The following is a 23,140-nucleotide window of genomic DNA, read 5'->3' as shown; positions in this document are numbered from 1 at the left end:
GAAAGAGCACAAGCAGCGATGCCGAGCAGGACTAGCGCAACATCAGCCAAGGCCGTCAAGGCCGCGGGGAAGTCGTCTCCGTCCCGCAAACCCGGTAAGGGCAACCTTCCGGGGAAGAAGCGGGAAACCCCATGGGCCCTTCTCGGCGCGGGCGTTGCCATCGTCGCGCTGGTCGGCCTGCTGGCCTACAGCCTGGTGCCCAAGTACATGGACCAGGCCGCGATCAGGGAAGCCCAGACCGATCTGAAGGAATGGGTGCCCTCCAAGGACAACCAGGACCCGTCGTCGAAGATCGACGGTGTGGTCAAGGCCGAGTACCCGGCCGGGCTGCACGTGACCCCGCAGCAGCGCGTGGCCTACGACAAGTCCCCCGCCTACGGTGGTCCGCACGACGGCGCGTGGGCCAACTGCACGGGCACCGTGTACGCCAAGCCGATCCGCATGGAGAACGCGGTGCACTCGCTCGAGCACGGCGCGGTCTGGGTTGCCTACAACCCGGACAAGGTCGACGCGGCCGGTGTCGAGACGCTGGCGAACTTCGTCAAGGGCCGTCAGTACTCGCTGATGTCGCCGTACCCGGGTCTGGACTCGGCGATCTCGCTGCAGTCGTGGGGCCACCAGCTGAAGCTGGAATCCGCTGACGACCCGCGGATCAAGCAGTTCATCTCCGCGCTGCGCGAGAACCCGTACGCCTACCCCGAGGTCGGCGCGAGCTGCTCGAACCCGATCTTCGACGCGAACAACCCGCCGCCGTTCGACTCCTCGCCCTACGGTCCCGAAGCGGTCCCGATGGACGGTAAGGGCCTGACCCAGGACCCGACCGAACTCGGCGGCGGCGGCACCGGCTCTGGCATCCCCGGCCTGCCGAACATCCCGGTTCCGGGCGGCCTGCCCTCGGGCCAGTAGTGAGCACCATCGAACCCGACGACACCACCACCGAGCCGGGCGCGCGTCGCCCGGCCGGTGCGGTGCTCGTGCTCGGCGCGATCGGCCTGCTGCTGTTGGGCGCGGTCGCGGGAGTGCTGTTGCGGATGCCGCTGGAAAAGGCGTCCGAGCCCGCACCCAGCGCGGTCGACATCGGTTTCGCGCAGGACATGTCCGCGCATCACGCCCAGGCCGTCGACATGGCGGGCGTGGCGCTGATCGCCTCCACCGACAACGACGTGCGCCGCCTGGCCTACGACATCCTGACCACCCAGCAGAACCAGATCGGCCGCATGCAGGCCTGGTTGCAGCTGTGGGGCGAGTCCAACCAGAACGTCGACGGTTACATGGGCTGGATGGCCGACGACCACGGCAGTGCCGGCCACCACGGCTCCGGCAGTCCCGCGATGTCCGGCCCGATGCAGCAGATGCCCGGCATGGCCAGCCAGGAGGAAATGACCGCCCTGCGCCAATCCACCGGCCCCGCCCTGGACACGATGTTCCTGCAGTTGATGCTGCGCCACCACCAGGGCGGCACCCCCATGCTCGACTACGCCGCCGAACACGCCGACACCACCGCCGTGCGCACCCTGGCCGCGACGATGTCCAAAACCCAGTCCAGCGAATCCCAGTTGATGACCACCATGCTGGCCACCCGAGGCGCCACCCCCCTCCCCCTGAGCTGACCACCCCACCACCGTTTTTGGCACACCGCCCCCCATGCGATACGCTGTCGACGCCCGATCGCCTCACCGCGACCGGCCACTATCCCGCCCTCGTAGCTCAGGGGATAGAGCGTCTGCCTCCGGAGCAGAAGGCCGCAGGTTCGATTCCTGCCGAGGGCACAGTACGAAGAAGGCCCCTGACCAGCACTTCAGCTGGCGGGGCCTTTTTTGTTTGGCGATCAACTGGCGTCGATGACACGAGATCGTCACAACCGCAGACAACACGACCGGCCGATGCGCACTGATCCACTAGACCCATTCCGAGGGGCGCAGTATCATCGGACCCATCACGTGAGTGATGCCGAGCGGGTAGGACGCCGCGGGAACGACGCCCTACCCTGGTGGGATCAGCTAGCCAACCGAACTCGGCGGACCAACAGGAGCGCCCCGGCGATCACGGCAGCACAGGTCAAGATGATGCCGTAATCGACCGGGGCCTTGCTCTTTCCCCGGCGATGTCTCGCCATACCCACCACCTCCTTTCTCGGCGCGATACGGATCGGACCAACTTCGTCCGCACCGCCCCTGAGCTGGAGGTGATCCCAGCGTACTTCAGGCAAACCCACCCGGAACCTTTTGCACCCCAAACACTTCCGGCACCCGACCTTGTTCTCGACGGGCGAACGAATCTTCCAGCTCCCGCGACCGAACGCGTGGTCGGCACTGCAGCAGGCTCGTCGGAAGTGCTGAACGCCCTCAGTCGTCGGGCAGCTCGACTGTCCACCCGGAACCGCTGACCGAAGGTTCACCCGATACCGTCCACTCCGAGTCCTGCGCTTGGCCGTCCATGGAGTCAGCCACGAAGTCCCTCGCTGTCATGGGAGTCGGACCATCGACCACAGGCTCTTCGAGGTCTACGAGCTCCTGGTCCTCATCGCTCAACGACATGGCCGTCATTTCGCCGTTCGGATCATCAGCTGATGTCATGGCGGCGAGCGTAGTCCTGACGGATACGAAGCGACGGCGACCGGCGTTCCCGCCAAGCTCTCCGGCTGCCGTTCTCGTAGCTCAGACGAGGGTGATGCAGAAGGGGTGTCCGGCGGGGTCGAGGAGGACGCGGGCTTTGGTGCCGGCGGGCTGGTGTTCGGGTTTGGTTGCTCCCAGGTTCAGCAGCATGGTCTCGGCGGGATCGAGGTCTTCTACCTTGAAGTCGAGGTGGATCTGTTGGGGCACAGTTTGTTCGGGCCATTGCGGCGCGCGGTAGTTCTCTACTCGCTGGAATCCGAGGAATAGTCCGTCGGCACGGTTCAGGCCGGCGAAGTCGGCGCCGGACTCGGGGTGCGGTTCGAAACCGGTTGCCAGGTGGTAGAACTCGGCCAGCTTCTGAGGGTCGGCGCAATCGAGGGTTATTGCGACGAGGTCCAGGCGTGGGGGCATTTTCAACTCCTCGGGCGGCCCCAGATTTCGCTGGGGCGAAGCAGCACGTTACGGTACGCCGAAAGCTTCGTGTTCTGGTTTGATCTCGCACGGTTCCACTGGTTTTGGGGGGCGTTGTCCCCGATGACATCAGGAGCGTTGCCATGACGAATCCGCCGCAGGGGCAACAGCCTCCTTTCGGTGAGCAGCCGCCGTTCCCGCAGGGGACACCGCCGCAGGGGGTGCCGCCCCAAGGTCCGCCGCCGGGGTATCCGCAGGCGGGGTATCCGGATGGGGCGCAAGGGTTTTCGGATCAGGCGCCGAAGAAGAAGCGGACCGGTTTGTTCGTCGCGCTCGGTGTCGTCGCACTGGTGGTGATCGGCGTGTTGGTCACGGGTGTGGTGCTCACGATGCAGGGGCGTACGCCGTTGTCGTCGGATGAGAAGCAGATCGATGTCGCGGTGCGCGATTTCTACGACACCCTCGATTCGGACGGTTTCATCGCCGCCGCGCAGCTGGCCTGCCAGGCCGATCGCACCGAGATCGACAATCTCACCACCGAGCAGCGCGAGCAGTTCGACAAGGCCACGGTGCAGGTGAGCATCGACGAGGTGAAGGACATCGTGATCACCGGCGACGATGCCAAGGCGACGGTGGTCGGCCAGCTGACGCTGTCGGTGCAGGGCGAACAGCCCGCTACCGAGTCCAGCACCGAGGAGCATCTGGCCAAGGAAGACGGCACCTGGAAGATCTGCTCGGCACCGGCCAACAAGCACTGACCGGTTGCGATCACGCTGATCGCAACCCTGGCCGCGACCGTCCGAACTCGGCAGTATCAATGGCGAGGCGGGCGTGGCTGAGTGGTTGAGGCACCGGTCTGCAAAGCCGGTTACGCGGGTTCAATTCCCGCCGCTCGCTCTGTGGGAAAGCGGCTGGGTCGTGGAATGATCGTTTTCATGTCACGGCCCAGACCGCTTTCCCAGGACCCCATCGCCGAGGCCTACCGTCAGTGGGTGGGGCACGGGTGGGAGTCGGTGGCCGACGGGATGGCGTTGGTGACGTCGCTGGTGCGTGCGCAGCAGATCGTGATGGCGCGGGTCGACGAGGCGCTCAAACCGTCGGGGCTGACGTTTTCCCGGTACGAACTGCTGCAGTTGCTCAGTTTCAGCCGGACCGGCGCGCTGCCGATGGCGAAGGCGAGCGCGCGGCTGCAGGTGCATCCCACGAGCGTGACCAATACCGTCGATCGACTCGAGGCCGCCGGTCTGGTGGTTCGCGTCCCGCATCCCAGTGACCGACGGGCAACGCTGATCGAAATCACCAGCGCGGGAAGGAAATCCGTTGCCGAGGCGACGGAGGCGTTGAACACCGAGGTGTTCGCCGAGCCCGGCCTACCGCCGGACCAGGGCCGCGACCTGGTAGCCCTGCTGGCCCAGTTCCGACACGACGCCGGCGACTTCGAGGCCGACGACCCGGAAAACCTCGCATTCCACGCGACCTGGCAACCGACCGGGGAATCTTCGACCGAATCTCTTGGCAGGTAGCCGAAAAAGGTCCACGATGAAGCGATGGTGCTGATTCTGGGGGTGTCGGCGGGCGCGGGTGGTGCCCGAGCGGTGCTGACCCATTCCGATCAGCCGCATATGCCGCCCATCGACCGGATTCAGGTACCGCGCCGGGCGGGCGGCTCGGTGGAGGAATCGGTAATCCTCGCGATCGAGCGAATGCGCGCGGCGGCGGCACAACGCGACGAGTACATCTCCGGCACCGCCGTCACCTGCCGCAGCGAACTGCAGGCCGACGCGATCCGGGCGGCCGCGGGGCAGGCCGATTTCGCGATCGTCGACGAACCACTGGCCCAGCTGCGCTACCTGCGCTTCACCGGCATGTTGCCCGCCACCGATTCGGTCCTGCTCTACGACCTGGGCTGCTCGGGTTTGACTGTCACACACGCGGATTGCCGCACGGACACCATCCTCGCGAGCAGGCGAAGCACCGCACTGAGCGGCAACGGCTACGACGCGCTCCTGCGCTGGCAGCTCGCCCGCGGCGGTATCTCCACCGACGCGCACACCAGCCGAGAACACCGAGAGTCGTTGAGCCGCACCGCCGTTGTCACCGCGTCCGATGCCGATACCGGCGGACGCGCGGTGCTGACCCGCAGCGACCTGGCCGAGTTATGCGAAGCGGGACTGCGTGATTCGGCGGAATTCGTGCGTCAGATCATCGCGGAAACCGGCGTGCAGCCCGGCGCGCTGGCACTGCTGGGCGGCTGCACCCGCAACCCGAGCCTGCGCGCCGACCTGGCCCGGCTGATCGGCCTGCCGATCGTGTATGACCCTGAGCCGGAATATGTTTCGGCACGTGGGGCGGTGTTGCTGTGCGAACGCAAACCTTCGGCGCGGTTGCGAATGCCGCGTCGTCGCGCGGGAGCCACGCCGGTCGCACCGCGCATCGGCCAGCGAAGACTACTCATCGCGGTCGCGATCACAGCCACCCTGGGCGGCACGATCGCCGGCCTGCTCAGCAACGACTCGGCGCGGCCTCCCGAACCGGGGACCGCGCCGAGTACCGCGCAGTTCATCGATGGTGCGCCGAGCTGGAAACCCAACTAGCGCAAGCGAATCAGCGGTTGGTGAAGTTCGGCGGACGCTTCTCCATGAACGCCGCCATGCCTTCCTTCTGATCCTCGGTGGCGAACAGCGAGTGGAACACCCGGCGTTCGAACAGCAGACCCTCGGCCAGCGTGGATTCGAACGAGCGGTTCACCGCTTCCTTGGCGATCATCGCGGCGGGCAGCGACATCGACGCGATGGTCTGCGCGGCCTCGAGCGCGGTGTCCAGCAGTTCGGCGGCGGGCACGACGCGCGAGACCAGCCCGGAGCGTTCGGCTTCCTCGGCACCCATCATGCGGCCGGTCAGGATCAGGTCCATGGCCTTGGCCTTGCCGATCGCGCGGGTCAGGCGCTGCGAGCCGCCGATGCCGGGGATCACACCGAGGGTGATCTCGGGCTGCCCGAATTTGGCGGTGTCGGCGGCGATCAGGATGTCGCACAGCATCGCCAGCTCACAGCCGCCGCCCAACGCGTAGCCGGACACGGCGGCGATGGTGGGCTTACGGAAGTTGGCCAGGCGGTCCCAGCGGGCGAAGAAGTCGGCCAGGAACATGTCCATGTACGACTTGGGCGCCATCTCCTTGATGTCGGCGCCCGCGGCGAAGGCCTTTTCCGAGCCGGTGATCACCACGGCGCCGATGGAGTCGTCGCGGTCGAGTTCGTCGAGCGCGGCGATGACGTCGTCGAGGACCTGGGCGTTGAGGGCGTTGAGCGCCTTCGGCCGGTTCAGGGTGATCCAGCCGACCCCACCTTTACCGTCGGTGCCACCCTTGCGCTCCAGCAGAATCGTCTCGAATTCGGTCACGGCCACCCTCTTGTCGATCAACGGTTTATGGATGGTGCAGACGATACCGAGCCACGCGGACTTCCTATTAGGCGGGCAAACCCAGTTCGTGCTCGCCGAGCGGGGCGAAGTAGGCGTCGACCTGCGCGTCGGTGACGTCGGCGAGAGTCGCGGGCGACCAGCGTGGGGTGCGGTCCTTGTCGATCACCTGCGCGCGAATGCCCTCGGCCAGATCGTGCGTGCTCAGCGCGGCCACGGTGATCCGGAATTCGACGTTCAGCGCCCCGGCGAGGGTGAGCTCGCGGGCGTTGCGCAGCGCGCGCAGGGTCGCTTTCAGCGCGATCGGCGATTTGGACAGCAGGTCCTCGCACGCCTTGGTCGCTTCCGGGGAGTCGGCGGCGCGCAGAGCTTCCACGATCTGTTCGACGGTGTCGGCGGAGTAGCAGGTGTCGATCCACTCGCGTTGTGCGTTCAGCTCGGATTCCGGTGCGGCAGTGGAGAATCGGGCGATGGCCTCGTCAGCGGAGGCGGTCCGCAGCGCGTCGAGCAGGGCTGGCAGATCTTCGGACGGCACGAACGAATCGGCGAACCCCGCCACGATCGCATCGCCCGCACCCATCCGCGCGGTGGTCAACGCCACGTGCGTGCCCAGCTCACCGGGCGTGTGCGACAGCAGGTAGGTGCCGCCGACATCGGGCACGAAGCCGATGCCCGCCTCGGGCATCCCGATCTGCGACCGCTCGGTGACGACGCGATGGCTGCCGTGCGCGGACACCCCGACCCCGCCGCCCATCACGATCCCGTCCATCACCGCCACATACGGCTTGGGATAACTGCCGATCAGGTCGTTGAGCAGGTATTCGTCGCGCCAGAACGCGGCCGCCGCGGTGTCCAGCGGCGCGGGCGCGTCGGGGCCGCCGTCGTTGATCGCCTTCGCGTCGCGGTGGATGGCCACGATGTCGCCGCCCGCGCACAGCCCACGCTCGCCCGCGCCGACGACCGCGACGGTCCGAATCGCCGGGTCGAGGGCCCACGCGCGCAGTTTCTCGGTGATCGCCAGGCTCATCGAGTGGTTGAGCGCGTTGATCGCGCGCGGCCGGTTCAACGTGATCAGACCCAGCGCGTCGCGCACCTCGAACAGCACTTCCGCTTCACTCATGCCCGTCACGATAAAGTTGGATGTCCGAGTATCTGAAACTGTGGCACGCCGGATGTGACGCATTCCACGGCGCGCGATGTGCGGCACAATCAGGTCATGGGCAGCGACCACTTCGTGCGCATCACGCGCCTACGCGCACTGATCGACCATGAGAACACCGGCGCGGGCGAACGCGCCACCGCCGAGCGGATGCTGCAACGGTTGCTGCGAAAAACCATGGACCACAACCCTTCTCACGCTGCCGCGGATCGCGTGTACGGGTCGCGCCACCACCGCGCGGGCAGGCACGCGACCACCGCGTCGATCGTGGAATTCGTGCGCGAGGACATCGCGTTCGCGCGCACTTTCGCCCCGGCGGGCGCACCCGGCGAGGTCACAATCCACAGCCCGCTGGCCGCCGCCCCCGCCGAGCTCGCGGTCGCGGTCACCACCCCGTTCGCCGACCAGATCGTGGTCACCATCACCGAGATCCCGCCCAGTTGGGGCTGGGAGTCCGACGAGTTCGACCGCATCACCGCCACCAGGGACCTGCGCCGACTCGCCGACGAACTCGCCGACATCATCGACAGTTACAACCACGACGGCGCGGACGTGGGCCCGAGGTTCTTCCGCACGATCCGCGCGCAGGAAACCACGCTCATCCGCTGAACCCGCACCGAGGGGCCCGTTTCGCAGCAGAGTGACGCCGTTCACACTAGAATTAGTTTGATGTCCTAGTATCGGGCTATCTACTAAATGGCGGAGGCAGTCGTGAGCCTGCATGTTCCTACGAATCCCGTACGGTTCGTGACCTCGGCGGCCCTGTTCGACGGGCACGACGCGGCGATCAACATCATGCGAAGGATCCTGCAGGCGCAGGGTGCGGAGGTGATCCATCTCGGGCACAACCGGTCGGTGCGCGAGATCGTCGACGCGGTGATCGAGGAGGACGTGCAGGGGGTGGCGGTCAGCTCGTATCAGGGCGGGCACCTGGAGTTCTTCGAATATCTGGCGCAGTCGTTGCGCGAGGCGGGCGCGGGTGACGTGCGGATCTTCGGCGGGGGCGGTGGGGTGATCGTCGCCGAGGAGATCGAGCGCCTGGCGGCGAGCGGGGTGCGGATCTTCTCGCCCGAGGACGGTCAGCGCCTCGGCCTGCCCGGAATGATCAACGAGCTGATCCAGCTGTGCGATGTCGACCCCACCCGCAACGCCCCCGATCTCGACGCCCTCTACACCGGCGATCGAAATGCGTTGGCGCGCACCATCACCTGCCTGCAGCAGGGCGCACTGCCCGAAGCGGACCGCTCCGCGATCCTGGCGGCGGCGAACAAACGGCAGGTCCCGGTGTTGGGCATCACCGGCACGGGTGGATCCGGAAAGTCTTCTCTCACAGACGAATTGGTGCGCAGGTTGCGTACCGACCAGCAGGACAAGCTGCGCATCGCCGTGCTCGCAGTGGACCCGACCCGCCGACGTGCGGGCGGGGCACTGCTGGGTGACCGGATTCGGATGAACGCGCTGGACGGCGACCACGTCTACTTCCGGTCGCTGGCCACGCGCGGCAATCACGAACTGCCCGACGACATCGACACGATGATCGCCGCCTGCCGGGCCGCGGGCTTCGACCTGGTGATTCTCGAGACGCCCGGCATCGGCCAGGGTGACGCGGGCATCGTCGACCACGTCGATGTGGCGCTGTATGTGATGACGCCGGAGTTCGGCGCCGCCTCCCAGCTCGAGAAGATCGACATGCTCGATTACGCCGATGTGGTCGCGATCAACAAGTACGAGCGCCGTGGTGCGGCCGATGCGGCGCGCGATGTGGCCCGCCAATTGATCCGCAACCGTGCGGAATTCGGGGCGAGTCCCGCCGATATGCCCGTATTCGGCACCAGCGCAGCCACTTTCGACGATGACGGCGTCACTGCGCTGTACCAGCACTTGACGGGCCTGCTCACCGAGCACGGCCTAGCCTTGGAGCCGGGCGTACTGCCCCGAGTGGATACGAAGGTCTCCACCCGGTTCGCCCAACTCGTGCCGCCCGCACGAGTTCGCTACCTGGCCGATATCGCCGACACGGTTCGCGGCTATCACGCGGACACCGCACGCGAAGTCGCTGCTGCCCAACGCGTTCAGCGTCTGACCCTGGTTCATGAAGAGCTACCGGACGACACCGCCGTCGCCGACCTGCTCACCCAGGCGCGCCCCACCCTGTCCCCGGGTTCGACGACGGCATTGGCCGAGTGGCCCACCGTCGCCGAAAGCTACCGCGGCGACGAACAGGTGGTCCAGATCCACGACCGCGACCTACGCACAGTCCTTCGCCGCGAATCCCTGTCCGGCACAATGATTCCCCGCGTAGCCCTCCCTCGCTACACCGACGACGGCGAACTCCTGCGCTTCCTACGCGCGGAGAATCTGCCCGGCCGATTCCCGTTCACCGCAGGCGTTTTCCCCTTCAAACGCGAGAACGAGGACCCGGCCCGCATGTTCGCCGGCGAAGGCGACCCGGCCCGCACCAATCGTCGCTTCAAAGTCCTGTCCGCCCATGCCGAAGCCACCCGCCTGTCCACCGCCTTCGACTCCGTGACTCTCTACGGCCACGATCCGGCCCCACGCCCCGACATCTACGGCAAGGTCGGCACCTCGGGCGTGTCGGTGGCCACCATCGACGACATGCGCACCCTGTTCGACGGTTTCGACCTCGGCGCCCCGACCACCTCGGTCTCCATGACCATCAACGGCCCGGCTCCTACCATTCTCGCGTTCTTCCTCAACACCGCGATCGACCAAGCACTGCACCGTTTCTCGGATTCCGAAGGCCGTGCCGCGACACCCGAGGAGGCCGCCGGGATCCGCGCGCGCACCCTGTCGACCGTGCGTGGCACCGTCCAGGCCGACATTCTCAAGGAGGATCAGGGGCAGAACACCTGTCTGTTCTCCACCGAGTTCAGTCTGCGGATGATGGCCGATGTGCAGGAATGGTTCGTGCGCAACGATGTCCGCAATTTCTATTCGGTCTCGATTTCGGGATATCACATCGCCGAAGCGGGCGCGAACCCGATCAGTCAGCTCGCGTTCACGCTGTCCAATGGGTTCACCTATGTGGAAACCTATCTCGCGCGCGGTCTGGCGATCGACGATTTCGCCCCCAACCTGTCGTTCTTCTTCTCCAATGGGATGGATCCCGAATACACGGTGATCGGCCGGGTGGCGCGACGGATCTGGGCGATCGCGATGCGCGACCGCTATGGCGCGGGCGAACGGGCCCAGAAACTCAAGTACCACGTGCAGACCTCGGGCCGTTCGCTGCATGCCCAGGAAATGCAGTTCAACGACATTCGCACCACCCTGCAGGCGCTGATCGCGGTCTACGACAATTGCAACAGTCTGCACACCAACGCTTTCGACGAAGCGGTGACCACGCCCACCGAGGATTCGGTGCGTCGCGCGCTGGCGATTCAGTTGATCATCGCCAAGGAATGGGGTCTGGCGGTGAACGAGAATCCGCTGCAGGGCAGTTTCATCATCGACGAACTGACCGATCTGGTCGAAGAGGCTGTGCTGCTGGAATTCGAGCGGATCAGCGAACGCGGCGGGGTGCTTGGCGCGATGGAGACCGGCTACCAGCGTGGTCGCATCCAGGACGAGTCCATGCGCTATGAGCAGCGCAAACACGACGGCTCGCTGCCGATCGTGGGCGTGAACACCTTCCGTGGCCGCGAGGACGACACCGAGCGCGCCCCGATGGAATTGGCCCGCGGCACCGAAACCGAACGCCGCTCGCAACTGGATCGCCTGCACAGTTTCCAGACCGAGCACGCCGAACAATCGCACGCAGCACTGGCCCGCCTGGCCGAGGTGGCCCATACCGACGGCAACATTTTCGATGTGCTCATGGACGCGGCGCGGGTGTGCACCTTGCAGCAGGTCACCGATGCGTTCTTCGCGGTGGGCGGGCAATATCGGCGCACGGTGTGAGCGGCGTAATCCGACCGTCGACGCTGTACGCGTGTGACAATCGCCGGGAGTAATGCCAGCGGCGGCGACGGGACGCACAGCATGGATCTGACCGATTTCGACATCATCGACGCCCATATGCACCAGTGGGACCCGCACGGCACGCCACGCGAGTTCAGCAAGCTGGCGCGCCTGATGCGCTATCTGCCTTTACCGGTGGATATCGCGTCGAAGCTGGCCCCGCGCGCGGACCGTGAATTCGTCGGCGATCCGACCGCCTATCTGCACCCCTACCTGCCGGCGGATTACCGCGCGGACCGCGGCGGTTCGCCGGTGGAATCGGTGGTGCACATCGAGGTGCAATGGGCAGGCTGGCAGCCCGACGAGACGCGGTGGGTGGCGAGCCTGCCGTTCGGTGTGGACACCCCCGCGCTGGCCTGCATCGTCGGCTCGGCCGACCCGTCCGCCGCCGACTTCGGGGCGGTGCTGGATGCGCATCAGTCCGCGTCGCCGCTGTTCCACGGCGTCAGGAGCATGGTCGCGCACCATCCCGACCGGGGCGTGAAGTCCTTCGCCGCCCATGACGGCGTGCTCACCTCCCCTGCCTTCCTGAACGGTTTCGGGCAGCTCGCGCAGCGGGGACTCTCGTACGACGCGTGGGTGTATTCGGGCCAGCTGCCCGAGGTGACCGCGCTTGCCGAGCGGTTCCCCGAGGTGCCGATCGTGCTCGACCATCTCGGGACCCCGGCCGGGATCTTCGGCCCGGTCGGCAAGGACACCGGACACACCGCCCGGCAGCGCGAGGTGCTGTTTCATCGGTGGCGCGACGATCTCACCGATCTGGCCGCGCAACCGAACGTGGTGGCCAAGGTCAGCGGGCTGATGATGCCGGTGCTGGGCCATCCGGTGCCGCCGCGCGGCATGGTCACGCCGGTGCCCGAACTGATCTCGCGGGTGGGTCCCCTGCTGGCGCACGCGCTGGCGGTGTTCGGCGCCGACCGGCTGATCTGGGGATCCAACTTTCCGATCGACAAGCCGATCACCAGCCTGGGCGGAGCGGTGGAGGCCGTGGCGACCGGGTTGAGTGACGCGGGCGCCGACCGCGATGATCTGCGGAAGGTGTTCGGCGGCAACGCGGCCCGCGTCTATCGGATCGACACCGCGGACTGAGTGGGTCGCCGGTTTTTGTCGGTGGGCGGGTTTAGCATCGGCGCATGAAAGCAATCGGCACATTCGAAGTCACCGCGTTCGATCCCACCGATCTGACGCCGCAGCCGCCCATCGTCACCGGGATGCCGGTGGGCGTCTCGACCATGACCAAGTCCTTCGCGGGCGAGATCGAGGGGGTGTCGGCCACCCTGTTCACCGCCGCGTTCGATATGAGTACCGGGGCGGGCACCTATTTCGCGATGGAGTCGTTCGAGGGGGCGCTCAACGGGAAGTCGGGCGCGTTCAACTTCGTCCACTCGGCCACCACCGGGGGCACTGATCGCACGGCCGAGTTCTTCCATATCGTGCCGGGTAGCGGTACCGGCGAACTGGCCGGGCTCACGGGCACCGGTGCGCTGAATGTGGATCCGGAAGGGGTGCACCATATTTGGTTCGAATACGAACTGGGCTGAGCCGCTCGGCTCCACTGTAGAACTGAGTTCAGTCGCTCAGCTGTCGAATTCGGTGTACAGCGAACGTAATTCGCGAAGGCCAGTGGCGGCGGTCTGCTCGTCTTCGGCGGACATACGCAGTGCGCGGCGTAGCGGGATCGGGTCTAGATCCTCGATGACGGCGTGGAATTCGATACGGGGCAGGTCGGGCAGGACCAGTTCGTCGCCGTAGGGGTCATCGGAATCGGTGGTGTGCGCGGACTTCTCGACGCCGCCGATGAGCGTGTCCAGGTCCAGTCCGCGCAGGGTGAGGATGTCGCTGGGCTGTTCGTCGAGGCGTTCGGCGAGCAGGTAGCAGACCGCGGCGACGTGTTTGCACGGCCAACCCATATCCGGGCAACTGCAGGTGAAGTCCAGTTCCGAGGCGGTGGTCGGCAGCAGGTGCGGGCCCAGCGCCGGAGGTAGTGCGCCGGAGGCGATTTCGGCGAGCATGCCGGGCGCTTCGCGGATCTGGGCGAGCAGCAGTTCGATCTCGTCGTCGCGCAGGGGCCGGATCGCCAGCACCGAGGTGAACGGGCTGGGTTGACTGCCCTGCACCTCCGCGGTCACCGCGCCGCGTTCGATCCGGTAGTTCACCACCTGCCCGGCCCTGGCATAGGTGCGCCCGCGCGAAAGTCTGCCCGCGTCGGCCACCTGCTCCACCGAGTCCAGCAGCGCCTTGCCCCACCAGGTCCGACCGAATCCGCCGCGCGCCTGCGCACCGCCGCGCACCGGTTTCCGCGGACCGAACTGGCTGAAATCGGCCATCAGTCACCCACCGCCTCGGCGCCCAGGGTGAACAGTTCGCGCAGTTCGTCGGTGCTCAGCTCGGTGATCCAGTTCTCCCCCGCGCCCACGGCCAGATCCGCCAATGCCTTCTTGCCGTTGATCATCTCGTCGATCCGCTCCTCGATCGTGTCCACGCACACCAGCTTGCGGACCTGCACCGCACGCTGCTGACCGATCCGGAACGCGCGGTCGGTGGCCTGGTTCTCCACGGCCGGATTCCACCAGCGGTCCAGATGGATCACGTGATTGGCGGCAGTGAGGTTGAGGCCGGTGCCGCCCGCTTTGAGCGACAGCAGCATCAGCGGCGGGCCGTTGTCGCCCTGAAAACCGGTGACCATGTCGTCGCGGCGCTGCTTGCTGACCCCGCCGTGCAGGAACGGGATCGGGGTGCCGAAACGTTCGGTGAGATACGGCAGGATCAAGTCGCCGAATTCACGGAACTGGGTGAACAGCAGGGCTTTCTCGCCGTCGGCGACGACCGAGTCGAGCACGTCCTCGACCAGGGCGAGTTTGCCGGAGCGGTGACCGCCGCGGCGCAGGATCGGCGAACCGTCGCCGAGGTAGTGGGCGGGGTGATTGCAGACCTGTTTGAGCCGGGTCAGCGCGCCGAGCACCGCGCCCTTGCGGGCCATGCCTTTCGCGTCTTTGAGTTTCTCGAGCATGTCGTCCACGACCGCCTGGTACAGGGCTGCCTGTTCGACGGTGAGGTTGGCCCGCACCGTCATCTCCAGTTTTTCGGGCAGGTCGCTGATGACGGTCGGATCGGTTTTGAGTCTGCGCAGCACGAACGGGTCGGTGATCAGGCGCAGTCGGTCGATAGCCTGCTGGTCGCGTTCGCGTTCGATCGGCACCGCGAACTTGGCGCGGAACGATTGCGGGCTGCCGAGCAGTTTGGGCATGGCGAAGTCGAACAGGGCACGTAGTTCTTCCAGCCGGTTCTCCACCGGAGTTCCGGTGAGCGCCAACCGATGTCGGGCCTTGAGTGCCCTGGCCGCGCGGGCCTGCCGAGTCACCGCGTTCTTGATGTGCTGGGCTTCGTCGAGGACGATGCGTTCCCACAGTTGCTCGTTCAGCAGGGTGATGTCGCGGGCGAGCAATGCGTAGGTGGTGATCACCAGATCCGAATCCGCTACCGCGGCAGCGAATTCCGTGCCGGTGAGGCGGTTCGGTCCGTGATGGACGAGTACACGCAGGTCGGGGGCGAAGCGTTGGGTCTCGCGCTGCCAGTTGCCGACCACCGACATCGGGCAGACGAGCAAGGTGGGACCGATTCCAGAGTCGGCCACCGATTCCGTGCTGACCGTTGCCCCGCTGGGGGCTGTCAGCAGTTCCTCACTAGTCGGGGGCGCGTCGAGCTGCGGCGACTGCACCGGCGGTGCGGACCGCACGCCGACCAGATCGGCTTCACGCTCGTGCACGAGCAGTGCCAGCACTTGAACGGTCTTTCCCAGACCCATGTCGTCGGCCAGGATCGCGCCGCAGTTCAGCCTGCTCATCGTGGCCAACCAGCTCAGACCGCGTTCCTGATACGGCCGCAACTGGGCTTTCAGCCCGACCGGCACCGGGACCGGCTCTGCTTCGATGTCCCTGGCGAACAGTTCGGCCGCCCACCCGTCGGCCGTGACCTCGGTGACCGGCACATTGTCGACCCGCTCGGCCGCGAGTTCACCGATCATGTCGGCCAGGGTGATCGGGCTGTCGTCGGCGTGCTGGGCGACATAGCGGGCGGCCGCGGCCAGCGCGCGATGGTCGGCCTGCACCCACTCGCCGCGCAACTGCACCAGATCGGACTTGCTGCTGATCAGCCGTTCCATCTCGGCCTGCGTGAGCACCAGGTCACCCAGCGCCAATTCCCAACGGTAGGACAGCAATCCACTCAAACCGACGGTGGACTCCGCGGCGGCCGGGCTGCTCACCCGCAACCGCATACTCGGCTCGGCGATATTCCACGCACGCGGCAACAACAGTCGAATTCCCGCCTCCTGCAACGCATGTGCGCCATGCGCGACCAGGTCGGCCACCACTTCGGTGGGCAGTAGCAGGTCGAGACCGCGCGGGTCGGTGGGCAGGTCACGCAGTCGCGGATAAGCTTTTCGCGCCTGGCCCAGCTTTTCCGCCGCCGTGCGCACCAGGACCGGATCATCGTCGAACGCAACGGGTTTGGGTGCGTCGTCGACGGGGCGCAAGCACACCTGCAACCGCCACAGCGCCACCGATTCGTCGACGGCGCCGAACTCGCCGTCGGGTTCGCACAGGCGCAGCACGAGTTCTGGCTCGTCGGCGGCATAGCCTTCGCGCCACTGCGTCAACGTTTCCGACAGCCGGTAGGAGCCCTCGTCGAGCGGGGTGTCACCGACCAGCGCGGACAGCAGCGGGTGGGTCAGGGTGCGGTGCGCGAGGTATTCGCGCGCGATCGGGTCGGTGAGATGGGTGCACAGGTCCTCGAGCACGGCGGCGGGCGAACCCGCGACTCGTAGCGCGGGCGGCATCGCGGTGGCCAGTTCGGCCAGCCACGCCCGCTGACGTTGCCCGCCCACAAGCCGCCAGCGCACCCACCACTGCCCGTCGGCCCGCTCGATCTGCGGCACCACCCGCCCCGCGCGCACCCACCGTTCGATCCCCCGCGCGACGTGCGCCAGGAACCGCAGATCGCCGGAGATGTGGTCGCGCGGGAGCCGACTGCGCAGCACAACGGCCGCCGTCGGTGGCGCGAGCGCGTGCGCGCGAACCTCGGCGGTGCCGGACTGCCCCGCGGCATCGACAACCAGCACCTGGGCGCGGTGCCGGAACCTGGCGCGATCCAAGATGTCGCCCAGCGCCGACCCCACCGCGACCGGGTCCCCGTCATGCCACAGCAGCAGGCCCGATTCGGGGGACCACAGACCGTGCAGCATGAACACCATCCAAGCAGGTGCCACCGACAAGTCGCTCAGGCCCCTTGATTGCCCCTAGATTTCTGCGCGCTGCCGGAACATACTTGAATATCCCCTGGTCACGGGCCGGGACACCCACCGGCGACAACTCCATACGGCCGATGACACCCTCGTCTTCGCACGGAGGACAGCATGACGATTCTGCTCCAGGTTCTCGAGCAGAGCTACACACCCACGACCCCGTGGGAGCGACGCAAATTCACCTTCATCGACACCACCAAGGTCCTCGGTATGCGCCTGGACGGCCAAGCCGGCGTGTGGCTGGATTCCGCGCGGCCCGGCGAATCCCAGCGCCTGGCCAACACCATCGATCCCCGAGAATCCATCACCTTCCTGCTCACCGTGTTCGCGAAGATCGCCGAGTGCGAAGACCGCGGCGGGTCCTGGCTGATCGGCCACGACGGCACGCACGTGTCCTCGATCGCCGCCACCCGCTTCCCGCCCCGCACCGCGGACGTGGAGGCCGACGATCTGCTGGCGCGCGCCTGGTTGTAGGGCTGCTCACCGCCCCTACCTTGATCTCCGGCGGAACTTGTCGGTGCCGGCGACTACACCTACGGGTATGGGGAAACTCGCGTTGTTGCTGGTCGCGGTGCTCGCGCTTGCCGGTTGCGGGGTGCTGCGCGCCGACGAGCCGGTGACGCCGGCGCCGGGTAGTCCCACGCGCGTCGAGGTGACCGCGCTGCTCGACAAGGTTCGCGTGGTCGCCTCACGCCCCCGGCCAGGCGGCTACGAACGAGGGTGCAAACCGGGCCAGGGATGCGTGTTCGGGCCTGCTTGGTCCGACGATTCCGACGCCCCAGGCGGTCATGACGGTTGCGACACCCGCAACAACGTCCTGGCGATGCAGCTGCGAGACGTGGTGCATCGCGGGCGCTGCGTGGTCGTCGAGGGAATCCTGGCCGACCCGTACACGGGAACCGAGATCCCCTTCACCAAATCCGACGCGGGCCGCATCCAGATCGACCACGTCTACCCCCTGGCTGCCGCCTGGGACATGGGCGCCGCCACCTGGACGCCCGACAAACGCCGCCGCCTCGCCAACGACCTCTCGGTGAATCTGCTGGCCACCAGCGGCAGCACCAACCAATCCAAAGGCGACGACACCCCCTCCGAATGGTTGCCGCCCGCCCGCCCCAACCACTGCTTCTACGCGGCCAAGTACCTCACCGTCGCCGTCGACTACGACTTACCTATCACGGCCGCCGACAACGCGACCCTGCACGAGATCGCCCGCGGCTGCCCGTGAGTGCCCGCTATGCCCCGGTTGCCACCGCCCGTTTGGGGTCGTTCGACCACTGCGAATACGAACCCGGATAGAGGGCGGCATCGATGCCTGCGACAGCCAGGGCAGCGATTTGATGGGCAGCGGTGACGCCGGAGCCGCAATACACCGCGACCGGGCCTTCGCCGAATCCCGCGAACCGATCACGCAGTTCTTCGACACTGCGGAAATACCCTGTGCCGTCGAGGTTTTCGGCGGTTGGTGCACTGACCGCGCCGGGGATGTGTCCGGGACGCGGGTCGATCGGCTCGACCTCGCCGCGGTACCGCTCCCCGGCCCGCGCGTCCAGCAGCACGCCCGACCATTTCGCGGCGGCGTCCGCGTCGATCACCGGCAGGCCACCGGGACGCACCACCAGGTCGCCACCCACCGGGTCCGGTTCGGCGCCGGTCGCGAGTTCGCCACCCTTCGCGATCCAGCCGGGAAGGCCACCGTCGAGGATGCGGACGTTTTCCACGCCCGCCCAGCGCAACAGCCACCATGCTCGTGCCGCGGCCATACCGCCGGTCGCGTCGTACACCACCACGGGCTGTCCATCACCCAATCCCCAACTGCGCGCACACTTCTCGAAGGTGCCAGGGTCGGGCAGTGGGTGCCTGCCACGAGCGGGCGAGGGCGCGGCGGCCAGCTCGGTTTCCAGGTCGACGAACACCGCGCCCGGAATGTGGCCGTCGAGGTAGTGCTGGGGACCGTTGGGGTCACCCAGCGCCCACCGCACATCGAGCAGATGAATATCGTTGTCCACCAGCTCTTCTCGCAGCTGCGCCGAAGAAATCAACACCTCGCCCACTACCCATCCTCCCAGCCTGCCCCACCTGCGAAACCGTTCCCGACACCCTACGCGCCGCCAGTGCGATAACTGGACCGTTCAGCACCCCCACCGATCAGTCCACTTTCGCGCGACTGGCAGGCGACGACCACCCTCGCGTGCGGCAATATCGACATAATGTCGCAGGTCTCCACCCCCTCCCCCGCTGTCGCCGACAAACCGGCGGGCATCGCGCAGCCGCTGGGCGCGGGCGCGATCACCGCACTGGTCGGCTTCACGAGTTCGTTCGCGGTGGTGCTGAGCGGTTTACGCGCGGTCGGCGCAACCCCCGCGCAGGCCGCGTCGGGGTTGCTGGTGCTGTGTTTCACGCAGGGCATCGGCATTCTGCTGCTGAGTTTCCGGTACCGGATCCCGATCACGCTGGCCTGGTCGACGCCCGGTGCCGCCCTGCTCGCCAGCACCGGACTGGTCGCGGGTGGTTGGCCCGGTGCGGTCGCGGCCTTCGCGGTGACCGGCGTGCTGATCGTGATCACCGGGCTGTGGCAGCGGCTCGGTTCGCTGGTCGCCGCGATTCCCGTGCCGATCGCGCAGGCGATGTTGGCGGGCGTGCTGCTCCCGCTCTGTCTGGCTCCGGTTCAGGCACTGCGCACCTCGCCGGCGGTGGTCGTTCCGGTGATCCTGGTGTGGCTGGTGCTGCAACGATTCGCACCCAAATGGGCGGTGCTCGTCGCCTTCGCGACCGCAGCTGTCGGCACCGGGATCGATATCGCCGTCAACAGCAAGTACTTGGATCTGTCCGCCATGGTCCCCACGGTCGAATTGACTGTGCCCCAATGGCATTGGCAAGCCATCATCGGCATCGCCATCCCGCTCTACATCGTCACCATGGCCTCGCAGAACATCCCTGGCGTGGCGGTGATGCGCTCGTTCGACTTCCAGATCCCTTGGCGCCCAGCCATGCTTGTCACTGGCGTCGGCACCATCGTGGGCGCGGCAGCGGGCGGGCACGCGATCAACCTCGCCGCCATCAGCGCCGCCCTGGCCGCCGCCCCCACCGCCAGCCCCGACCCGAAACGTCGCTGGATCGCCGCAGCCACCGCGGGTGCCGCCTACCTGATCCTGGGTCTGGCTTCCGCCGCCCTGGTCACCCTCATCGCGGCCGCCCCCGCGGGCACCATCGAAACCGTCGCAGGTCTGGCGCTACTGGCCACCCTCGCCGCGGCCCTGACCGGCGCTCTCACCGACCCCACCCACCGCATGGCCGCCCTGGTCACCTTCCTCGTAGCCGCCGCAGGCACCACCCTCTTCGGCATCGGCGGCGCCTTCTGGGCCCTGATCGCAGGCCTGGTCGTCCGCCGCGTCCTCCCACCGGCACCTGACCATCCGACTCCAGACGACAAGGTGATCGACCCGATCAACACTGTGGAGAAGGGCCGGTGAAGCACAACGCGTGCCAGCTCTCAGCGCGATGCAGCGGGCGTCGAGTTCGCCCCGACTACCTCAACTCGGACCCGCCAACCTGTCCAGTAGCGGACCCGTACGCGGGCCCACCAACTCGCGCATGACCAGGGCCATGTTCGTGCGTTCGACGCCGGGGATCTTCAAAATCGCGCCCGCGATGCGGTAGAGGTCGTCGGCGTCGCGGGCGACTATCCGGACGGTGAGATCGGTGGCGCCGGTCATGCCACACACCTCGGTGACCTCGGGAACGTCGGCCAGATGCTCGACCACCGCATCGAGTTGGTGTTGATCGACCACGACCGCGACGAACGCAGCAAGGGGGTAACCCAGCGCGCGGGGTTCCACTCGACGTTCGAAGCTGCCGAGCACACCACCGGTGTCCCAGCGGGCCAAGCGCGCCTGCACCGTGTTGCGCGACAAACCCAGCCGCGCGGCCAGTTCCACCCCGGTGGCGCGGGGGTTGGCGATCAACTCACGCAGCAGTCGCGCGTCGGTGGCGTCCAGGGTGACCTCGGGTTCGCGACTGGTCATACAACGCAGTATGCCAGCGCCGCACCCCTTCAGACCATGCATTCTGCTCACCTGCGCGCGCCTCACTTGCGCACCTCGCGTAATCGTGGATGCTGAGTGATACACGTCGCATCAGCGAGTGGCGTACCTGCATCGGCTCACAAGGCACGGTGGCGAGGAGGCGATCACGATGTCGCAGAAGCAGACCTACCCGGTCCAGCTGGTTCAGCCCGACGGTCGTCGGGTGTTCGACAGAGAGCACGGCGCCCTGGTCGCCGATATCGATGCGCCGCGGTTGCGGCAGCTGTATCGGGACATGGTGATCACCCGCCGCATCGACGTCGAGGCCACCGCCCTGCAACGTCAGGGCCAGCTCGGATTGTGGCCGCCGCTGCTGGGGCAGGAGGCCGCGCAGGTCGGCTCGGCGCACGCTTTGCACCCCGACGACTACGCCTTCTGTTCCTACCGCGAAACCGCCGTCGCCTTCTGCCGCGGCGTGCCACCCGAGCAGCTCACGGCCCTGTGGCGCGGCGTTTCCCACCACTGCTGGGACCCCGACGAGTTCAACATGACCAATGCCAACATCGTCGTGGGCTCGCAGGGTTTGCACGCCACCGGCTACGCCTTCGCCGCGCACTTGGACGGCGCTGACATCGCCACCATCGCCTACTTCGGCGACGGCGCGACCAGCCAGGGTGACATCGCCGAGGCGCTCGGATTCGCCGCGGCCTGGAGCGCGCCGGTGGTGTTCTTCTGCCAGAACAACCAGTGGGCGATCAGCGAACCGGTCGCCGTCCAAAGCCATATCCCGCTGGTCCGCCGCGCCGACGGGTACGGCATTCCGGGCGTGCAGGTCGACGGCAACGATGTGCTGGCCGTGTTGGCCGTGACCCGCCAGGCCGTCGAACGCGCACGCACCGGCGGCGGCCCCACCTTCATCGAGGCGATGACCTACCGGATGGGCCCGCACACCACCGCCGACGACCCGACCCGCTATCGCACCGCCGCCGACACCGAGTACTGGGCGCAACGCGACCCGATCGAACGCGTGCGCCTGCTGCTCGAACGCGAAGGCGACCTGTCCCCCGAGTTCGTCCAGCAGGTGACCGCGCAGGCCGACGACGTCGCCGCCCGCCTGCGCGCCGCGACCGTATCCATGCCCGACCCCGACCCGCAACGGATGTTCGACAACGTCTACGCGACCGAGCACTCCCTGATGACCGAACAGCGGCAACAGCTTTCGGACTACCTCGCCGAAGGAGCGCAGTCATGATCACCACCTTCGCCGCCGCCCTCAACACCGGCCTGCGCCGCAGCATGGAGGACGACGCCAAAGTCGTGCTGCTGGGCGAGGACATCGGCCGACTCGGTGGCGTCTTCCGCGTAACCGACACTCTGCAAAAGGATTTCGGCGACAACCGGGTCATCGACACACCGCTGGCCGAATCCGGCATCGTCGGAACAGCTTTCGGCATGGCCTTACGCGGGTATCGGCCGGTGGTGGAGATCCAGTTCGACGGATTCGTGTATCCCGCGTTCGACCAGATCGTGTCCCAGGTCGCCAAGATCCACTACCGCACCGGCGGAAAGGTGAAAGCCCCATTGACCATTCGAATTCCATTCGGCGGCGGGATCGGCGCGGTGGAACACCATTCGGAATCGCCGGAGGTGTATTTCGCGCACACCGCGGGCCTTCGCGTTGTATCACCGAGTACGCCCGCCGACGCGTATTCGATGATCCGTCAGGCTATTTCACTAGACGACCCGGTTATTTTCTTCGAACCGAAACGTCGCTATTGGGACAGAGCCGACGTAGATTTCGAAGGCGAACCGGATCTGCCATTACACAAGGCCAGGGTCTGCACCCGCGGTGCCGACGCCACTGTCGTCGCCTACGGGGGCACCGTCGCCACCGCGCTCACTGCGGCCAAAATCGCTGCCGAGGAAGGACATTCGCTCGAGGTGATCGACCTGCGCAGTCTGTCCCCTCTCGATGTCGACACGATCGCGGAGTCGGTGGACAAGACCGGCAGGCTGGTCATCGTGCACGAGGCGCCGGTATTCGCGGGGCTTGGCGCCGAGATCGCCGCGCGGATCACCGAGCGCTGCTTCTATCACCTGGAAGCGCCGGTGCTGCGCGTGGGCGGCTACGACATCCCCTATCCCCCGGCTAAGCTCGAAAAGCACCACCTGCCCGACCCCGACCGCATTCTGGCGGCGGTCGACCGCTGCCTAGCCGCATGAAAGGTGC

At 66.9% G+C, this 23,140-nt stretch carries 22 protein-coding genes and 2 tRNA genes; 16 read left to right on the top strand and 8 right to left on the bottom strand.

Annotation, left to right across the window (positions count from 1 at the left end):
• Positions 1-18: 18 nt before the first annotated feature.
• The 3 genes from ACFWVD_RS24505 to ACFWVD_RS24495 all read left to right on the top strand — a co-directional run bounded on the left by ACFWVD_RS24505 (position 19) and on the right by ACFWVD_RS24495 (position 1,769).
• Positions 19-906 carry a DUF3105 domain-containing protein gene (locus ACFWVD_RS24505; RefSeq protein WP_379246534.1) on the top strand — a complete coding sequence of 296 codons (888 nt, stop codon included), beginning with the start codon at positions 19-21 and terminating at the stop codon, positions 904-906.
• Positions 906-1,610, top strand: a complete 705-nt coding sequence (locus tag ACFWVD_RS24500; protein WP_379246532.1) for a DUF305 domain-containing protein — start codon at positions 906-908, stop codon at positions 1,608-1,610. The genes ACFWVD_RS24505 and ACFWVD_RS24500 overlap by 1 nt, the downstream gene beginning before the upstream one ends.
• Positions 1,611-1,696: 86 nt before the next feature.
• A tRNA-Arg gene (locus tag ACFWVD_RS24495) sits at positions 1,697-1,769 on the top strand.
• 576 nt (positions 1,770-2,345) lie between these two features.
• Here ACFWVD_RS24495 and ACFWVD_RS24490 read toward each other — a convergent pair.
• Positions 2,346-2,576 (bottom strand): hypothetical protein, encoded by a 231-nt coding sequence (locus ACFWVD_RS24490; protein ID WP_379246530.1) that lies wholly within the window; start codon positions 2,574-2,576, stop codon positions 2,346-2,348.
• Between the two features lie 81 nt (positions 2,577-2,657).
• Positions 2,658-3,026 (bottom strand): VOC family protein, encoded by a 369-nt coding sequence (locus ACFWVD_RS24485; protein WP_379246528.1) that lies wholly within the window; start codon positions 3,024-3,026, stop codon positions 2,658-2,660.
• 143 nt (positions 3,027-3,169) lie between these two features.
• On the opposite strand from ACFWVD_RS24485, the gene ACFWVD_RS24480 reads away from it, so the two are divergent.
• The 4 genes from ACFWVD_RS24480 (at position 3,170) to ACFWVD_RS24465 (ending at position 5,620) form a co-directional block, all read left to right on the top strand.
• Complete coding sequence (locus ACFWVD_RS24480; protein ID WP_379246526.1) at positions 3,170-3,784, top strand: hypothetical protein; 615 nt, start codon at positions 3,170-3,172, stop codon at positions 3,782-3,784.
• Between the two features lie 67 nt (positions 3,785-3,851).
• Positions 3,852-3,923: transfer RNA gene (locus tag ACFWVD_RS24475), tRNA-Cys, on the top strand.
• Between the two features lie 38 nt (positions 3,924-3,961).
• A complete protein-coding gene (locus ACFWVD_RS24470; RefSeq protein ID WP_379246524.1) occupies positions 3,962-4,549 on the top strand; it encodes a MarR family winged helix-turn-helix transcriptional regulator in 588 nt (195 codons plus the stop codon).
• A 24-nt stretch (positions 4,550-4,573) separates the two neighbouring features.
• Positions 4,574-5,620, top strand: coding sequence for a hypothetical protein (locus ACFWVD_RS24465; protein ID WP_379246522.1), 1,047 nt, complete (start codon positions 4,574-4,576; stop codon positions 5,618-5,620).
• Between the two features lie 10 nt (positions 5,621-5,630).
• On the opposite strand, the gene ACFWVD_RS24460 is transcribed toward ACFWVD_RS24465, so the two are convergent.
• Together ACFWVD_RS24460 and ACFWVD_RS24455 are read right to left on the bottom strand one after the other, a co-directional pair.
• A complete protein-coding gene (locus ACFWVD_RS24460) occupies positions 5,631-6,425 on the bottom strand; it encodes an enoyl-CoA hydratase (protein WP_379246520.1) in 795 nt (264 codons plus the stop codon).
• Between the two features lie 67 nt (positions 6,426-6,492).
• Entirely contained in the window at positions 6,493-7,563 is a 1,071-nt protein-coding gene (locus tag ACFWVD_RS24455) for an enoyl-CoA hydratase/isomerase family protein (RefSeq protein ID WP_379246518.1), read from the bottom strand.
• Positions 7,564-7,659: 96 nt separating this feature from the next.
• On the opposite strand from ACFWVD_RS24455, the gene ACFWVD_RS24450 reads away from it, so the two are divergent.
• The 4 genes from ACFWVD_RS24450 to ACFWVD_RS24435 all read left to right on the top strand — a co-directional run bounded on the left by ACFWVD_RS24450 (position 7,660) and on the right by ACFWVD_RS24435 (position 13,124).
• Positions 7,660-8,211 carry a hypothetical protein gene (locus tag ACFWVD_RS24450; RefSeq protein WP_379246516.1) on the top strand — a complete coding sequence of 184 codons (552 nt, stop codon included), beginning with the start codon at positions 7,660-7,662 and terminating at the stop codon, positions 8,209-8,211.
• 87 nt (positions 8,212-8,298) lie between these two features.
• Positions 8,299-11,523, top strand: a complete 3,225-nt coding sequence (gene icmF / locus ACFWVD_RS24445; RefSeq protein WP_379246514.1) for a fused isobutyryl-CoA mutase/GTPase IcmF — start codon at positions 8,299-8,301, stop codon at positions 11,521-11,523.
• 33 nt (positions 11,524-11,556) lie between these two features.
• A complete protein-coding gene (locus ACFWVD_RS24440) occupies positions 11,557-12,672 on the top strand; it encodes an amidohydrolase family protein (RefSeq protein ID WP_379246512.1) in 1,116 nt (371 codons plus the stop codon).
• Between the two features lie 44 nt (positions 12,673-12,716).
• Positions 12,717-13,124: a DUF3224 domain-containing protein gene (locus ACFWVD_RS24435; protein WP_379246510.1), complete on the top strand. Its 408-nt coding sequence runs from the start codon at positions 12,717-12,719 to the stop codon at positions 13,122-13,124.
• Positions 13,125-13,160: 36 nt separating this feature from the next.
• Here the strand turns inward: ACFWVD_RS24435 and ACFWVD_RS24430 are convergent, their stop codons facing one another.
• Positions 13,161-13,910, bottom strand: coding sequence for an SWIM zinc finger family protein (locus ACFWVD_RS24430; RefSeq protein ID WP_379246508.1), 750 nt, complete (start codon positions 13,908-13,910; stop codon positions 13,161-13,163).
• Complete coding sequence (locus tag ACFWVD_RS24425) at positions 13,910-16,825, bottom strand: DEAD/DEAH box helicase (protein ID WP_379246506.1); 2,916 nt, start codon at positions 16,823-16,825, stop codon at positions 13,910-13,912. The genes ACFWVD_RS24430 and ACFWVD_RS24425 overlap by 1 nt, the downstream gene beginning before the upstream one ends.
• 171 nt (positions 16,826-16,996) lie before the next feature.
• On the opposite strand from ACFWVD_RS24425, the gene ACFWVD_RS24420 reads away from it, so the two are divergent.
• Positions 16,997-17,359 carry a hypothetical protein gene (locus ACFWVD_RS24420; protein WP_379246504.1) on the top strand — a complete coding sequence of 121 codons (363 nt, stop codon included), beginning with the start codon at positions 16,997-16,999 and terminating at the stop codon, positions 17,357-17,359.
• A gap of 67 nt (positions 17,360-17,426) precedes the next feature.
• A complete protein-coding gene (locus ACFWVD_RS24415; protein ID WP_379246502.1) occupies positions 17,427-18,113 on the top strand; it encodes an HNH endonuclease family protein in 687 nt (228 codons plus the stop codon).
• Between the two features lie 7 nt (positions 18,114-18,120).
• On the opposite strand, the gene ACFWVD_RS24410 is transcribed toward ACFWVD_RS24415, so the two are convergent.
• Positions 18,121-18,939, bottom strand: coding sequence for a sulfurtransferase (locus tag ACFWVD_RS24410; RefSeq protein ID WP_379246500.1), 819 nt, complete (start codon positions 18,937-18,939; stop codon positions 18,121-18,123).
• A 156-nt stretch (positions 18,940-19,095) separates the two neighbouring features.
• Between ACFWVD_RS24410 and ACFWVD_RS24405 the strand changes: the two genes are divergently transcribed.
• Entirely contained in the window at positions 19,096-20,358 is a 1,263-nt protein-coding gene (locus tag ACFWVD_RS24405; protein ID WP_379246498.1) for a benzoate/H(+) symporter BenE family transporter, read from the top strand.
• A gap of 60 nt (positions 20,359-20,418) precedes the next feature.
• Here ACFWVD_RS24405 and ACFWVD_RS24400 read toward each other — a convergent pair whose 3' ends face one another.
• Positions 20,419-20,910, bottom strand: coding sequence for an Lrp/AsnC family transcriptional regulator (locus ACFWVD_RS24400; protein ID WP_379246496.1), 492 nt, complete (start codon positions 20,908-20,910; stop codon positions 20,419-20,421).
• Positions 20,911-21,079: 169 nt separating this feature from the next.
• Between ACFWVD_RS24400 and pdhA the strand changes: the two genes are divergently transcribed.
• Positions 21,080-22,162 carry a pyruvate dehydrogenase (acetyl-transferring) E1 component subunit alpha gene (gene pdhA / locus ACFWVD_RS24395; RefSeq protein WP_379246494.1) on the top strand — a complete coding sequence of 361 codons (1,083 nt, stop codon included), beginning with the start codon at positions 21,080-21,082 and terminating at the stop codon, positions 22,160-22,162.
• Positions 22,159-23,133 carry an alpha-ketoacid dehydrogenase subunit beta gene (locus ACFWVD_RS24390; protein ID WP_379246492.1) on the top strand — a complete coding sequence of 325 codons (975 nt, stop codon included), beginning with the start codon at positions 22,159-22,161 and terminating at the stop codon, positions 23,131-23,133. Before pdhA ends, ACFWVD_RS24390 begins: the two co-directional genes overlap by 4 nt.
• Positions 23,134-23,140 lie beyond the last annotated feature (7 nt).

Source organism: Nocardia sp. NPDC058666, from assembly GCF_042714895.1.
Taxonomy (GTDB): domain Bacteria; phylum Actinomycetota; class Actinomycetes; order Mycobacteriales; family Mycobacteriaceae; genus Nocardia.
Note: the sequence above shows the minus strand (reverse complement) of the source record. Positions and strands in the feature narration are given on the sequence as shown.